The sequence below is a fragment of the Pontibacter toksunensis genome (assembly GCF_042686245.1).
Taxonomy (GTDB): domain Bacteria; phylum Bacteroidota; class Bacteroidia; order Cytophagales; family Hymenobacteraceae; genus Pontibacter; species Pontibacter toksunensis.
The window spans coordinates 369859-385013 of the sequence record NZ_JBHUOX010000001.1 but is presented as its reverse complement, the minus strand read 5'-3'; the positions used below and the strand labels follow the sequence as shown (position 1 = coordinate 385013).

General features: G+C 46.8%; 12 protein-coding genes and 2 tRNA genes. 6 read left to right on the top strand and 8 right to left on the bottom strand.

What is annotated here, in order from left to right:
• Positions 1 to 56: 56 nt before the first annotated feature.
• Positions 57 to 1094 (top strand): potassium channel family protein, encoded by a 1038-nt coding sequence (locus ACFS7Z_RS01705; RefSeq protein WP_377479915.1) that lies wholly within the window; start codon positions 57 to 59, stop codon positions 1092 to 1094.
• Here ACFS7Z_RS01705 and ACFS7Z_RS01700 read toward each other — a convergent pair.
• From ACFS7Z_RS01700 to ACFS7Z_RS01675, 6 genes are all read right to left on the bottom strand, one after another.
• Positions 1091 to 2257 (bottom strand): hypothetical protein, encoded by a 1167-nt coding sequence (locus ACFS7Z_RS01700; RefSeq protein WP_377479912.1) that lies wholly within the window; start codon positions 2255 to 2257, stop codon positions 1091 to 1093. The genes ACFS7Z_RS01705 and ACFS7Z_RS01700 overlap by 4 nt on opposite strands.
• A 161-nt stretch (positions 2258 to 2418) precedes the next feature.
• Positions 2419 to 4662 carry an ATP-binding protein gene (locus tag ACFS7Z_RS01695; RefSeq protein WP_377479909.1) on the bottom strand — a complete coding sequence of 748 codons (2244 nt, stop codon included), beginning with the start codon at positions 4660 to 4662 and terminating at the stop codon, positions 2419 to 2421.
• A gap of 382 nt (positions 4663 to 5044) precedes the next feature.
• Positions 5045 to 5117: transfer RNA gene (locus ACFS7Z_RS01690), tRNA-Thr, on the bottom strand.
• A 55-nt stretch (positions 5118 to 5172) separates the two neighbouring features.
• Positions 5173 to 5248 (bottom strand) — tRNA-Thr (locus ACFS7Z_RS01685).
• Between the two features lie 127 nt (positions 5249 to 5375).
• The gene (locus ACFS7Z_RS01680) at positions 5376 to 7589 is read right to left on the bottom strand and encodes a DUF349 domain-containing protein (RefSeq protein ID WP_377479906.1); all 2214 of its coding nucleotides are present in this window, start codon (positions 7587 to 7589) and stop codon (positions 5376 to 5378) included.
• A gap of 31 nt (positions 7590 to 7620) precedes the next feature.
• On the bottom strand, positions 7621 to 8190 hold the full coding sequence (locus ACFS7Z_RS01675; RefSeq protein ID WP_377479903.1) for a YqgE/AlgH family protein: 570 nt from the start codon (positions 8188 to 8190) through the stop codon (positions 7621 to 7623).
• Between the two features lie 254 nt (positions 8191 to 8444).
• Between ACFS7Z_RS01675 and pdxH the strand changes: the two genes are divergently transcribed.
• From pdxH to ACFS7Z_RS01655, 4 genes are all read left to right on the top strand, one after another.
• Positions 8445 to 9095 carry a pyridoxamine 5'-phosphate oxidase gene (gene pdxH / locus ACFS7Z_RS01670; protein WP_377479900.1) on the top strand — a complete coding sequence of 217 codons (651 nt, stop codon included), beginning with the start codon at positions 8445 to 8447 and terminating at the stop codon, positions 9093 to 9095.
• A 47-nt stretch (positions 9096 to 9142) separates the two neighbouring features.
• Positions 9143 to 10441 (top strand): DUF1015 domain-containing protein, encoded by a 1299-nt coding sequence (locus tag ACFS7Z_RS01665; RefSeq protein ID WP_377479897.1) that lies wholly within the window; start codon positions 9143 to 9145, stop codon positions 10439 to 10441.
• Positions 10407 to 10988 (top strand): Maf family nucleotide pyrophosphatase, encoded by a 582-nt coding sequence (locus ACFS7Z_RS01660; RefSeq protein WP_377479894.1) that lies wholly within the window; start codon positions 10407 to 10409, stop codon positions 10986 to 10988. Before ACFS7Z_RS01665 ends, ACFS7Z_RS01660 begins: the two co-directional genes overlap by 35 nt.
• Before the next feature lie 181 nt (positions 10989 to 11169).
• Positions 11170 to 12354 carry a class I SAM-dependent rRNA methyltransferase gene (locus ACFS7Z_RS01655; RefSeq protein ID WP_377479890.1) on the top strand — a complete coding sequence of 395 codons (1185 nt, stop codon included), beginning with the start codon at positions 11170 to 11172 and terminating at the stop codon, positions 12352 to 12354.
• Positions 12355 to 12496: 142 nt separating this feature from the next.
• Here the strand turns inward: ACFS7Z_RS01655 and ACFS7Z_RS01650 are convergent, their stop codons facing one another.
• Together ACFS7Z_RS01650 and ACFS7Z_RS01645 are read right to left on the bottom strand one after the other, a co-directional pair.
• Positions 12497 to 13888: a methyltransferase RsmF C-terminal domain-like protein gene (locus ACFS7Z_RS01650; RefSeq protein WP_377479887.1), complete on the bottom strand. Its 1392-nt coding sequence runs from the start codon at positions 13886 to 13888 to the stop codon at positions 12497 to 12499.
• Positions 13889 to 13945: 57 nt separating this feature from the next.
• Entirely contained in the window at positions 13946 to 14338 is a 393-nt protein-coding gene (locus tag ACFS7Z_RS01645) for a (deoxy)nucleoside triphosphate pyrophosphohydrolase (RefSeq protein ID WP_377479883.1), read from the bottom strand.
• A 273-nt stretch (positions 14339 to 14611) separates the two neighbouring features.
• Here ACFS7Z_RS01645 and ACFS7Z_RS01640 point away from each other — a divergent pair, with 273 nt between their 5' ends.
• Positions 14612 to 15142 (top strand): hypothetical protein, encoded by a 531-nt coding sequence (locus ACFS7Z_RS01640; protein ID WP_377479880.1) that lies wholly within the window; start codon positions 14612 to 14614, stop codon positions 15140 to 15142.
• The last annotated feature ends 13 nt before the right edge of the window (positions 15143 to 15155 follow it).

The window sequence follows — 15155 nt, the reverse complement described above, 5'->3', positions numbered from 1 at the left end:
AAAGGTATACAGGGTTTGTAATATAGAACAAATCACTTGGACACACACTGTTTCAAATGGAAGCAACAATCTACTTAGTGCTGGGCATTCTCATTGTACTGTTCACTGCAGTAGATCTGATTTATACCACCTTTGCACCACGGGGTGCCGGCTTGATAAGCGGCCCTGTAACGTTTATTATTTGGAGAATTTTCTATTATGCTGGCAAGTTATTCAAGGGCAGAGCGCCTTTAACAGGAGCAGGCATTGTAATCGTGTTCTCTATCCTGATAACCTGGGTTATACTGCTATGGGCGGGGAACGTGTTTATTCTTTCTTCAGACAAAGAATCTGTTGTCGATTCCACCACCATGCTTCCCGCTGATCTGATGGAACGGGTCTATTTTACAGGCTATACCCTTTCAACCCTCGGTAACGGAGACTTTAAAGCAGGAACAGACGGCTGGAGAATATTTGCTGCCATTATTTCTTTTAGCGGTCTCATGTTTATCACCATTGCCATTACTTATATGGTGCCTGTATTATCTGCTGTAACAAAGCGCAGAGCACTCAGTATCCAGATTGCTTCCATTGGCAACAGCCCGCAACGCATACTATTGAACAACTGGAATGGGGAGAACTTCCGGAAACTGGAGGATCAATTCCAAAACCTAAGCCAGGAGATAATACACCAGGGCCAGATGCACCTTTCTTACCCCGTGCTGCATTATTTCCAGCACAAAGACAAAGAAGCATCGCTCTTGCCAAACCTGGCAGCACTCGATGAGGCTATTACCATTCTGCTGCTGTATGTGCCGGAACACATGCGGCCGCAGGACCAGTTTCTCATCCCCTTGAGAAAAGCAATTACAACCTTCATCCAATCGCTCACCTCTTTGTTTATTAATGCGGATAAAATTAACGTGCCAGCCATACAAATCGATGAACTGCAGGAAGCCCGTTTGCCGCTGTTGCAGCCGGATATAAAAAAAATAGAACAGCTCAGCAAGCGCCGTCGGTCTCTTAAGTATATGGTGGAGTACAACGGCTGGAAATGGAAGGAAATATCTGCACCTGTTTTAGGCGATGATATGGACCTCCCCTCTATGCTTTAGCGGAGGATGGGCATTCGTTTGAATTCCTTCGTTCTGTCGAACAGGTAACGGTAAGTAGCATGGGTTTTAAGAATACGGCTTCCAACCTGCTCCACCACTTTCATCATCTTCGGGTTAAAGTCTCCTATCCAGTTCATCTGCAAATCTTTATAGGGGATGCTGGGGTTATTTTGCACCAGCTTTCCAGCAGAGACAACCATAGCCGCTTCCACTCCTTTTGCCTGATGCTCCGGGGTGATCCCAAAGACGATGCCATACATGGTGGTGCATGCGCCACGCCAGCGATGGAAAACAAACTTCAGCTTCCCCCAGAAATCCATTTTACCATTTACGTACTGGAAGAGCTGGTTTAGCTCAGGTATGGTAATAAAAAAACCAACAGGCTCTTCTTCGAAATAGGAAAACCACATAATGCGCTCATCCAATACAGGTTTCAAAGTCTTCATAATAGCACTAGCCTGCGCCTCACTCATTTCCTTCACCCCCTCATGCTTGGTCCAGGCCTTGTTGTATACTATCCGGAAGTCCTGAGCAAACTTCATCAGATCGTTCTTGTCGAGATGGCGGAACTGGTAGCGTGTATCCCTCAAGATGCGCTGTGCCTTCTCATTATACTCTGGCGTTAGCGGATCTTCCACGGCACGGTGATAGGTATACTGCAGGAAATAAGTTTGAAAACCGTAGTTCTCCAGGAGGTCTTTATAGTACGGGTAGTTATAGTGCATGCAGTAATTCGGCTTGTGGAAGCCGTCGATCAATACACCCCACCACTTGTCTCTTTCGCCCAGGTTTATGGGTCCGTCCATAGCCTCCATTCCCTTTTCCTTCAGCCATTCACGACAGGCATCTAAAAGCATATTGGCAGCTGCCTGATCGTTAACACAGTCAAAAAAACCCATGCCTCCTGTTGGCTGATCATATTTCTTCGCTGTTTTCCTGTTAATAAAGGCAGACACGCGGCCTATGTATTTACCTTTATTATCCTGCAGCAGCCAGCGTACAGCATCGCCTTCGCGGAGTAGCTTGTTTTTTTTTGGATCAAAAACATTGTTGATGTCTTTGTCTAAAGGTCTAATATAATTTTGGTCTTTTTTGTATAGCCTTACCTGGACCATTAAAAATTCCTGTGCCAGTTCCGGAGTATTTACCTCTATCAGTTTCATAGCATTTTCTTAGTGCGTAGAACCGCAAAGTAAGCTATAAACTCATAGAAAATGAAGTTTTTACTTTAGCGTGCTGCTCTAGGTGGGGGTGCCGCTCTAGCTTTAACAGTGCAGACGCAACAATAGCTATAAAATTATAAAGGCAACAGCATACTTCAAGTTTATCTGTTTTTGATTATCAGTTCACCTGGCCCTATCGGAACTTCTTGGCCTACTGCTACTGAAAGGGGTACCCTGATTATAAATTCTGCCCACTCTCCCACCTCCGACTCCACCTTCAGTTCTCCGCCATGGCCTTTGGTAATAATGTCGTAACTGAGAGAGAGGCCCAATCCAGTGCCTTGTCCTGCAGGCTTAGTGGTAAAGAAAGGCTGGAAAATCTTGCTTTTCACGCTCTCCGGCATCCCTATCCCATTATCCTGCACCCGAATTTCTAGCTGCTCTACCATTTGTTGTGTTTGTACCGTTACCTTCGGCTTATATAAACTAATCCCCAGCCTCTGCTTTTGTTGCACCGAATAGAAGGCGTTGTTGAAGATATTGAGGAGCACGCGCCCCAGTTCCTGCGGTACTACTTCTACCTTTTCCAAACTTGAGTCAAGGCACGTGTCAAGGGTGCAGTTAAAGTCTTTATGCTTGTTTCTTATGCCCAGATAGGCCAGACGCAGGTATTCCTCTGCAAGTGAATTCAGGTCTGTCAGTTGCTTAACTCCGGCACTGGAGCGGGAGTGCTGCAGCATATTCTTGACAATAGCGTCAGCCCGGCATCCATGGTGGTGAATCTTGTACAGATTCTGGCGGATATCTGAAGTTAATACCATAGCCTCCTCTCTGTTATTCAAGCCAATTTCCTGTTCCAACTCCTGCAACAGCTCGGTACTCACTTCAGAAAAGTTATTAACGAAGTTGAGCGGGTTTTGAATTTCATGTGCGATACCGGCAGTTAACTCCCCTAGTGAAGCCATCTTCTCTTTCTGCACAAGTTGAGCTTGTGTTGCCTCTACGTACTCCAATGCATGCTGAATTTCTTCCTTTTGTGCTACTACCTCCGCTGTTCTCTCAAGCACCTGGCGTTCTAATGTTTCATTCTGAGCTGTAAGTATTTGCTGCTTCTCGTGTTCCTGGGCAAGTGTTTTCGCTGACAACTGCTGTACCTGAACTAGTTTTTTTCCGAGCGTTCGGCTAGTGATAGCAAATTCAAGCGCCAGAAAGAGAGAAACAGCTACCGGAAAGCTCAACACACTTAAATTGAAAGCTAAAATTCCGTAAAACCAGTTGCTGCCAACAGGCACGTACCCATAAGACATGGCTGTGAAAAGAGAAAAGAATATAAAAAAAGCAAGCGCTCCACCAGCGATTACTCTGGCTCCTCGCTTTCTTCTTTTTATCGCGATGATGGTTATTCTAATAGATTCTAAAGAAATCAAAAAGAAAAACAACTTTGTAATAAGTGCAAATTCATTGTAAAGCCAGAAGCACATTGGGAAAACAAGGATGAGTCCAGCCGTTAAAGTCCAGAACATAACTCCCTGCCGCAGATTGAACAGTGTGTAGAGTGCTACAATGTAGAAGATGTAATTAATGATTAAGCCTATAAGGAGATTAAAAACAAGCAGATACATTTTTGTCTCCACCAGAAACACATTATTGGCTAGATGCCCGACACAGGAGGATATGGCTGTAAGGAATGCGTAGATAAAAAAGTATAAGTTTGCTTTTTGTACCGGGTAAAACCAAAAAAAAGCCAGGTGAATAACAGCGAGAATAAAAAATAAACCAGCACGAAAGTACTCGAAGGGAGTGAGCACCAGATCATCAGCTCTTGATGTTTTAGCTGCTGCACTAACTTCATTCACTCTAATCCGAAGGACCCAGTTTGGATCATCCCCAAAGCGCAAATATGGTATCCCTTTTTGCAGCGCATACCTTATTGCCAGAGTTTGGATAGGCTTGTCGTTCAGTGGCAATGCAATCATGTGTCCTTTGGGCAGCGTGTGCGCTTCTACTTCTTTCGGATTATAGCTTATCTTACCAATCTGTTGAATAAGATGCCCATTCAGATAGACTTCAGTTGCGCCTGTTTGCTCAATCATCAGCACAAGCGACTGTTGTCGCACTGCACTATCAACAGCCAATTGCAGCCGAAACCAACCTATTCCTGCCTGCCAGAATTGGGGAATACTATGAATATCCTGAAGTGGATTAACTTTTCTCCAGGAGCTATCATCATAACCCGACTCGGCCCATTTATAGTTATCTCCTATTTGGTATTTCCACCCTTCATCCAGAAATACTCCTCTTGCTGGCAACTGATGCAGGTGAAAGACCTTTGAATCAGCGCCCAGTGCCTGACGAATCGCAAAAGCTGTGAAAAGTATGAAGAACAGGGTAAAAACTTTTTTCATAAAAGAACTTTACATTAGCTTATAAAGCAGGCGAAGGAAAATAAGAATGTGTCTTGAGTGTATTTTTCCCACCGTCTTCAACTGAGACGTTCCGTTGTTCCACCTGCCTCCCTTGCATGTAAAGAAGCTTTATAAAATGAAATAGTAGCTTAAAGTACGAATTGTTCAAATGATAAGAAAATATTGAACCAATCAGATTTTAGATAATTTTACTATGCAAGAGGTATCACAAAAAAAGGTGCGGCTATTGAAAGGGCTTGAGTGATAGTTAGAAGCAGGCGTAACGTACTTTGAAGTGAGCGTCCGGTTGTAGCATGAAAGGATTTGGCCTGAAAAACAAAAAACCACTTAATCCTTCTATCGGAATAAGTGGTTTTTAAAGAGCCCCCTGCCGGGATCGAACCAGCGACCTACTGATTACAAGTCAGTTGCTCTACCAGCTGAGCTAAGGAGGCCTGTACTTTGTTTTACTGAAAAAGCAGAGGAAGTACACACTTCTGCTTTTTGGAGTGGAGCCCCCTGCCGGGATCGAACCAGCGACCTACTGATTACAAGTCAGTTGCTCTACCAGCTGAGCTAAGGAGGCTTACACTTTTAGCGTGCTTTATTGTTCTAAAGCGTTGCAAAAGTATAGCGAAGAATTATACCATGCAATGCTTCTTCTAAAAATTTTAAACAGCAAATGGTAAGGATTTGATGCTCAGAGGGAAAATTTACCCTCTGAACACTTGTAGCTGGTGCTGCAGCTGATCAATTCGCTTTTGAGCATCTGTAATTTTCCCTTCATACTCCTGGCGCAGTTTATCGGCATTTTTAGAACGACCGAAAAACTCGATATTGGTGCGCAACGTCTGAATATCATTTTGCAGGTGCGTAATTTCACGGCGTATATGCTGCTCACGCTGCTGCAGCTTCTGGCCAGCATCTGGGCTATGTTTCAAGCGTTCCACCTGCAGCTTCACGAGCAGGGTGTTGCGTTCCTCCGGCTTCAGAGAAGGCACATTATTCAGGTACTTTTCCATCAGGGCCAGGAACTTCTCTTCTACTTTCGGGCTGCTGCGCTTCTGGTCTGTGTCCAGGGCACGCCATTCTGTCACGAACGTCTCATACTCCTGTACCGAACCCATAGCATTGGGTGTTGCCAGTTTCTCCGCTATCCGGTCGCATAGCTCCATCTTTTCTGACGATAGCTTTTCTATCTCAGCGGCTTTGTTTTGCTCCGTTGCCTGCTTTCGGTCAAAAAACTCATTGCAGGCTGACCTGAAGCGCTGCCAAATTTTATCTGAATGCTTATCTGGCACACGACCAATGGTTTTCCACTTCTTCTGGAGCTGTATCAGTTTCTCTTTTGTGGCATTCCAGTCATTGCTGTCTTTCAGGCTTTCCGCTTCCTCACACAGCTCCGTTTTCAGGCGCAGGTTTGCCATCTTCTGCTCATCCAGGGCTTTGAAGAACTGGTTCTTGTGGTGGAAAAAGGCTTTGTAGTTGCCCCAGAAGTTTTTGTTCACCTCCTCGGCATGCTCTTTCGGCACCAGGCCTGCGGCATCCCACTCTTCTTTGAGCTTTTGAATTTCATCGGTTTTATCACGCCACTCGTTGATGCGCTCGGTCTTAAAGTTCGTGTACTCCTGCAGACGGTCCAGCAAAGCACGCTTCTTTGCAAGGTTTTCCAGCTCACGCTGATTCCGCTCCCCATGGTATGCCCTCCTGCGTTCGTGCACCTGCTCGGAAGCTTGAATAAAGCGTTCCCACACCGGCTCACGCTGGTCGTTCGGCACAGGGCCAATGTTTTTCCATTCCTCGTGCAGGTGACGCAACTCTTGCAGTGCTTTGTTGATCGACCGTTCTTCTTGCAGTGCTTCTGCGCGCTCAACCAGGTGAATTTTAGCATCCAGGTTGCGCTTGCGGTCCAGCTCCTTCATTTCGAAGAACATGCTGCGGTTATTGTAGAATATGTCGAGCAGTGCGTGGTACGAATCCCACTGTGCCTGTGCTTCGCCGGCTGGCACTGGTCCAATAGACTTCCACTCTGCCTGCAGCTTTTTCACTTCGTCGCTGCTGTTCTTTGTTTCAGCAGACTCCACTAACTGCCTGAGTTGCGAAAGCAGTTGTTCCTTGCGCTCCAGATTACGCTGACGTTGCTCCTCTACGTTCTGGCGCTGCAGATAGCGGGCCTCACGGTAAGCAGAAAGCAGCTTCTCCAGGTCCTGATGCTCTTTAGAGGTATTATAGGCAAAGTCGTCTTCAGTGCCGCCTTCCTGTCTAAACCTTTCAAGCGCCTCAAAGCGCTCCGCCTGAAATTTCTGATCGTAGTGGCGGTGCAGTTCGTTAATTACCCTGTTCTGTTTCATGGCATCCGCGCTTTTCAGCACCACCTGTAAGTGCTGGCGGAGCTCATCAAGTGAGAGCTGGCTATAATCGGCTGCCTCTGTGTCCTCTTCTTCTTCTTCTTCATGCTGCATCGAAGCAGTGTTTACGCCTGCTGCACCCGCTGGTGATGGTGTGTCAAGCAATGCAGGAGTGGCTGCCTCCAGTTCTGCGGCAGTATCCGGTGCAGGCGCATACGTTTCTATAGGGTCCTTCTCCTCCGTTGTGGCATGTGCCTCCGGTGCCGACACTTCTTCTAAAGGGGAAGCATCAGGAGTTGCAAAGTCAGTAGTATCCACTACATCAGAGTTTGCTTCTGCAAATGCTGATGTTATGTCTTCAACTTCCTCTGCTTCTTTCTCAGATGTAAGGTTTGGATCAATCTCTGGCTGTTCCTCTTTTGGTGCAGCTTTTTCCGGTTGCTGCTGGCTCTGGTTGCGGGCATTGATCTCAGCAAGTCTTTGTTCCAGAATGCTGTTTGGCGAGCCAGCACTTGGCTGGTTTTCTGGTTTGTTAGCCTCTGCTCCGGTAGCGTCTATTTGATTATTTTCAGTTGTCATGTCAACGTTCTTTAGTACAAAAAAAGCGTGCTCAGTTCAGGCGCGGGTCTGTAGGATAGTTTGATAGCACCTTGAATTTTCCACCCATTTCACGCAAAACACTGCGCCAAAGGGTATCGGAGTCCAAATTAAATAATTTATTCGCAGCATCGTTGTTCACGATCCAAACATTTTTATCTATTTCTTCCTGCAACTGCCCGGCAGTCCAGCCGGAGTAGCCCAAAAAGAACTTAATATCTTCAGTATTCACCAGCCCTGCACCAATCATAGTACGCAGTCTTTCAAAGTCACCACCCCAGTACAAGCCCTCATCCAGCTTCACTGACTGCGGCAGTTCAGCCATGCGATGCACATAGTGCAGGGTGTTGTACTGCACTGGCCCCCCCACACCTAATTCAGCATCAAAATCCTCATTGTAAACATCCACCACATCTGCCAGCCTGAGATTGGAGGTCCGGTTCAGCACCAGCCCGAATGTTCCCTCTGCCTCATCGTGGTTGCACACGAGGATTACCGTCCGCTCAAAGTTCGGATCACCCAAAAATGGCTCTGAAATAAGTAAGCTGCCGTTCTGGGGCTTGTTTACACTTTTGTCTTCCATTTAATTTCCTGCGCCATTATGTTCAAAATAAAGAATCAGAACATAAACTTCCCTGATTTCTTATATCTAAAGCTTTATTCATACTTACGCAAAGCAGCAAATATGGTCGAACTCACATAATGCTACTTGTCAGGAGGAGAAAACCATACTTAAACTCACTCTTAACTACGGTTTTGCAGTATTCAACAGATTCATAGGTGGATTAAAGTTTAAAGGCAGCAGATAATTTTATAATTTTGCTCAAAATAGAAAATATGGCCCTGACACATAATCTAGCAGACATACGAAGCAATTACTCCAGGCAAGCCTTGTCAGAAGACTCTGTTTCAAGGGAGCCAATCCAACAGTTTAACGTGTGGCTGGAGGAGGCATTAAAGTCTAAGGTGGAGGAGCCTACAGCCATGGTCCTATCCACGGTAAATGCACAGGGGAAACCGTCGGCCCGTGTCGTGCTGTTGAAAGATGTTTCTGCTGATGGTTTGTCGTTCTTCACAAACTACGAAAGCCGCAAGGGTCAGGAACTCAGAGAAAGTCCGTTTGCTGCCGTTACCTTTTTCTGGCCATCGCTGGAACGGCAGGTACGCATAGAGGGCAAGGTGGTGAAATTAGCGCCTGAGGTATCAGATACTTACTTCCACAGCCGCCCGAAAGGCAGTCAGATTGGCGCATGGGCCTCTCCGCAAAGCCAGGAGATAGAGAGCCGTGAAGTCATAGAAAAAGCCGACCAACAGTTATCAGAGAAGTACAATGATGCTGACACTATTCCCCGTCCACCGCACTGGGGAGGTTACCAACTACAGCCAGAGAGATTTGAGTTCTGGCAGGGACGCCCCAATCGCCTGCACGACCGCATCGTGTATGAGCAGCAGCAGGATTCCTGGAAAATCAAGCGGCTGGCTCCCTGAAAGAAGCATTATACTGCTGCTTTCTGATCCGTATCAATTAAATATGCATGGCTGAAATACTACCCTTCCGCGCCTGGCGCTATAACGACAAGCTGTCTGACAAAATAGATGAACTGACGGCCCCTTTATTTGATGTTGTTTCAGAGAAACAGCGGCAGGCACTGTACCGCAACCCCATCAACAGCATTCACCTTTCTGTTCCGTTAGGAAATAAGCCTGCCCTGGAGGCTGCCACCTTAATGCAACAGTGGAAAGAAAATGGTGTGCTGCTGCAGGACCACCTGCCCGGCATATATGTTTACTACCAGTATTTCCGCTTGCCCGGAAACGATAAGGAGTATGTGCGCAAAGGCTTCATCTGCAACATCAAAGCTTACGACTGGAAAGAAGGTGTGCTGTTACGGCATGAAAACACAATACCGTCTGCTGTAAACGACCGGATTGCGCTGCTGGAGGAGACGGAGACAAATACCAGTCCAACCCATGGTTTGTATTCAGACGAAGCCTTTGTTCTGGAGCCTTATATGGACGAAAGCATTCTGACGCCCCTCTATGTAACGGAAGATTACCAGGGGGTGCGGGATGTGCTGGCTGTCATTCATGACCATCAGGTTATCCGGCTGTTTGTGGAGACACTGCAGGGGAAACAGATTTTGCTTGCAGACGGGCACCACCGCTATGAAGGATCTCTTGAGTACCGGAAGAAGCGCACGGAGCAGAACCCCAATCATACCGGATTAGAGCCCTATAACTATCACCTCATGTACCTGACTAACTCAGAACATGATGATTTGCGCATCCTGCCAACGCACCGGGTGCTCAGGAACCTGGACATGACAGACGAGGAATTCCTTGAAAAACTAAATGTCTACTTTATTATCACGCCGAAAGAAGACCCGCTTGAACTGAACGAAGTAATTGCTGGCAAACAGTGGGCCTTTGGCTTATTCTTAAGCGGTAATGCTTATAAACTGCGCCTGAAACCAGAAGTTCACGCTGAGATTGACTGGAACTTCCCCAAGGAGGTAAAAGACCTTGACCTGACCGTTATGCATTATTTTATTTTTGAAAAAGTGCTTGGTGTTTACAGGAAGGCGCAGCGCGATTATAAAGACCTAAGCTACGTACGTAATTTTACCTCCTGCATCAGGCAGGTAGATACAGGAGAGGCGAGGCTGGCTCTGATCACTAATGAAGTCACGATGGATCAGGTGAAGCGTGTGTGCCACAGTGGGGCCATCATGCCCCAGAAGTCTACTTTCTTTTACCCTAAAGTTATTTCTGGATTCTTATTTTCCTCCATAAAAGAAGATGAATTTGTCACGTCCCCTGCTGCTTGCCTCTAACTCTCCCCGACGAAAAGAACTCTTGGCCGGCTTGGGCTTCAAGTTTGAAGTTAAGGTGAAGGAAGTCAATGAGGATTTTCCTGAACATCTTAAACGCGCTGAAGTAGCCGAGTACCTGGCCTCTCATAAAGCGGATGCTTATCAGCATGATTTGGAGAACGAAGTGCTTATTACTGCAGATACCATTGTTTGTCTCGGTGAGGGCATCCTGAACAAGCCTGCTGATTACAAAGAGGCCTTTGAAATGCTGTCTGCTTTATCAGATACCGCACACGAAGTGATAACGGGCGTATGTATATGCTCAAAAGAGCAGAAGTTAGTTTTTCATGATGTTACTACAGTGTACTTTAAAAAGCTGACGGAGGAGGAAATAGATTACTACATTCGTCTCTATAAGCCCTTCGACAAGGCAGGAGCCTACGGAATACAGGAATGGATTGGTATGATTGGCATTGAGCGCATAGAAGGCTCTTATTTCAATGTGGTAGGGATGCCGGTACAGAAACTTTACGGACACCTGAAAACGTTAGGGTTGATTAGTTCGTGACTAGGTGATTAATATATTGGCTTCAGTAGCAGTACTGTGCTTTAAATGCTTCCATCCCATTTTCCGGTACAAATCCTGAAAGCATTTATTTAATGCCCTTTGCAGGTAAACGTATGGCATCCAAAGCACTTCGAGAGTGTTTAATATAGATTCAAATCACATAGTGAGACCACAAAAGCATATGACTTTTATTAAATTATATTTAGCTCCCGGAAAGGAGCATTCTCTAAAGCGCCAGCATCCATGGGTTTTTTCAGGGGCTATCAGGAAAGCTGACGGTGAACCGGCAGAGGGAGATATAGTTGAAGTATACTCCAACAAGCATGAGTTCCTGGGAATAGGCCACTGGGCACCAGGTTCTATAGCAGTGCGTATCTTTTCTTTTGATCAGGTTACGCCTGATTTCACCTTCTGGAAGGGAAAAATACAGCAGGCATATGACTACCGGAACCGCCTCGGGCTTGTAAACAATCCCCACACTGATGTTTACCGCCTGGTTTATGCCGAAGGAGATGGCGTATCCGGTCTTATAGTAGATTTCTATAAAGACACTGCGGTGATTCAGACGCATACGGTGGGTATGTACCAGGTGCGTGAGCATATTGCCCAGGCACTGCAGGAAATCTACGGCAGCAGGCTGCGTGCCATATACGATAAGAGTGCTGAGTCGCTGCCGGCAAAAGTACAGATTGGCGCAGTAAACGGTTACTTGCTCGGAGAGTCGGTTGGAGGAGTCGTGGTCACAGAAAATGAAAACCAGTTTTTCGTGGATTGGGAAGGCGGGCAGAAAACAGGCTTCTTTATTGACCAGCGCGAAAACCGCGATTTGCTGGCCCGCTATGTAAAGGATAAGTCGGTGCTGAACACTTTTTGCTACACCGGTGGCTTCTCTGTTTACGCTTTGAATGCCGATGCCAAAGAAGTGCATTCTGTGGATGTCTCCAAAAAGGCCATAGAACTGACCATCAGGAACGGGGAACTAAGCCAGGCGCCGGAAAACCACGAGGCCTTTGCTGTGGATACGTTTGAGTTCCTGAAAGGCAAAGAGGAGATGTATGATGTGATCATACTGGATCCTCCTGCTTTTGCCAAGAGCCAGAAAGTGCGCCACAATGCCCTGATGGGCTACAAGCGGCTGAATGCGGAGGCAATGAAAAAGATAAAGCCTGGAGGAATATTATTTACCTTCTCCTGTTCACAGGTGGTAGACAAGTACCTTTTTAATAACACTGTCATGGCAGCTGCCATAGAGGCGGGACGTAACATCAAAATCATGCACCATCTCTCACAGCCAGCGGACCATCCCATCTCTATTTTTCATCCGGAGGGAGAATACCTGAAAGGGCTGGTGCTGTTCGTGGAATAATCGTCTGCTTCTGCAGGTTCTGTATACCTGCCACCTGCCTTTACTTTGTATTTTCTCTCAAAGAGAGAAATCTGTCTTAATCTATTTCTGATTTCTTCCATCGGGCGTAAAGCCACGGATGTTTTTGAGGAGCAGGAGAAATTTAGGCAGTCAGCAAAGTAAAGGAAGGCAGCTCCTGGGGCAACTCCATCCGGATGCGCCATTCCTTCGGGTAATAGTTATTCATGCGGTTACCTACCTGCTTCGCCCAGCCGAGGGGAATGTTCTTGTACTGGAGTAATAGCCAGTTACTGCCGTTGGTGCCTAAGCTGATGTCTTCTTTGCGGAGGTAACGGAGGGCCTGCTCTAAATTTAAGTCAGCTGTTTCGAAAGCAGCTTTGTTCAGGTGCTGCGACAGGGCCAACCCTTGAAGTGGTTTCAGTTTCTTTCCATTCACTTCTGCTATCTCTGCGCCTGCAAAGAGCACATACAGGTTCTGGAACACCTTGTCGGCGGCATCGAAAAGCGGCGCTGGCAGGGCAGAAATCACCTCTCCATGCTGAAGCCATACAAATTGCTCCGGATTCTGAAGCCAGTTTTCTACCAGTGCCTGTTCCTTTTTTCCTGCAAGCGTAAGTTTATACTTTTTCTTTTTGCCTATGGCTTCCTCTTCTGGAATACCGCCCTTTCGAACCACAGCCATAAAGAAGCCTTCTCCCTGTGTGAGGTGCGGGTAAAACCGGTATCCCTCTACTCCGTTAAGGTGAGTGGGCGTTATTCCCCACTCTGGCCGAAGTATTAGCTTTAGAGTTTCTGCCTGCTCCTGTTCAGAAAGCCAGGCTATGTTTTCTTCATTTTCCTGCTCGTTCCAGGTACAGGTGCTGTAAATGAGCACTCCTCCCGGTTTCAGCGCTTCCCATACATCCGTGAGAATGCGTTGCTGGCGCTGCGCGCACAGGTTCACGTTTTCTTCTGACCACTCTCCTATTGCCTGCAGGTCTTTCCGGAACATCCCTTCTCCGCTGCAGGGTGCATCCACAACCATCACATCAAAAAAGCTTTTCAGCCTGCCGAAGTCTCTCGGATCGTTGTTGGTGACCAACACGTTTCCACTTCCCCATTTCGCCACGTTCTCTGCCAGCACATAGGCGCGGCTTTTGATGACTTCATTTGATACCTGTAAACTATCCGGCGAGATAAGGCTGGCAAGGTGCGTTGACTTGCCGCCAGGCGCGCCGCATAGATCCAGCACGTGCAGTGGTTTCTCCAGGTCTATGACCTGTTTTAGTGCCTGCTCTATAAACATGGAACTAGCCTCCTGCACATAGTAGGTGCCGGCATGCAGCAGCGGGTCCAGCGTAAAGGACGGGCGCTCCCGCAGGTAATATCCTTGCTCAGCCCAGGGTACCTTTGGCAATCCGGGTTTGGCGGCTGTCTTTCCGGGGTTCAGGCGGACGCTTGTTGGCGGCGTTTGCTGCAGTGCCTCCAGAAAGCTCTCATAGCCGCTGCCCAGTAGCCGCTGCATGCGCTGAGTAAATGTATCAGGTAGTTGCATAGTGTGGTAAAGGTACGGCTATTTTCATGCAGCTGAAAATGCACTCTACTCTGGAAGTCATGTCATTTTCTTCAAACGGAGGTATTCTTCAACTACAGGCACATCAGGCAGGCACCAGTTATACTTTTGTAAAGCAGATGGATCAACCCACTCAAAGGCTATGTGCTCCAGCAGGTGAATCACTCCACCCACATAAGTGCAGATATGTGGTATCAATTCTATTAAGTGATTTTTGGTCTGATGCATCACAGGTGTCAGCCGCTTCAGGGGCCGCACGTGTATGTTCAGCTCTTCGTATACCTCACGCACCAGGCAAGCTTCTTCTGTTTCGCCCTGTTCCAGCTTGCCGCCAGGAAACTCCCATAGCAGCGGTTCCCGCATGAACTCACTTCGCTGGGTTACAAGCACTTTTCCATGAAGTTCTATAATAGCACAAGTGACTTTTAACATGCTTCTCAGGAAAATTTTAGAATCAATTATAGTGTACTGAGTATACTCCCGCATCAGCCAGGCATCCTGTCTTTTATCAGCATTCTGCTAAATCAGGCAGATACAGAACATGGTTATTTTAAATTGGCCTGGTTGCTACACATAATGCAGGTTAAAGTATACCTTCAAAAATTATTCTTCTAGAAGCCATGTTAGTGTTACTTTAATTGAAAAGAAAGTATCTTAATACCGCATTAGTTAAAGCTACTATCTTCTGGCCTATTTAAACAGCAAATGCGCATCAGCCTGAATTATAAATTTCTTCTTCAGATTACTGGCTGGCTAGTAGGAGCAACAGCTGTCCTGATTATGCTGCTGATGCAGGTGCTTGAGCATCATGAGGGAACGGTACCACTTTGGGGACAGAAAAGTGCTTCTACTGATCTGTTGATATTTAGCCCCGCTCTCGCTTTCCTGACAGGGTTGGTTGCAACAAAGTTAACGCACAGGGCTTTGCTTAGAAAAAAGGTGCTGCCACTTCACTGGCACCTCAAAAGCCAGACGCTCATTGACAGGCTCCCCGGCCATATTCTACACCGTGCTTTTATGCTGAGCCTGGCCGGCGGCCTGGTTGCCGGCATTATCCTGATGTTATGCCGCTTAAGACGAATAGAACAGATCACTTACCAGGAATATTTGGGCATGTTTTTCCTACACTCTGTATCTCTGGCCGGGGCTATAACAGTAATGGCTGTATACAGGGCTTTGGGAGATTACCAGATGCTAAAAGAGGCTAAAGCAAAAAAACAAAGCACATCCACCTGATAATGTAGTGCTC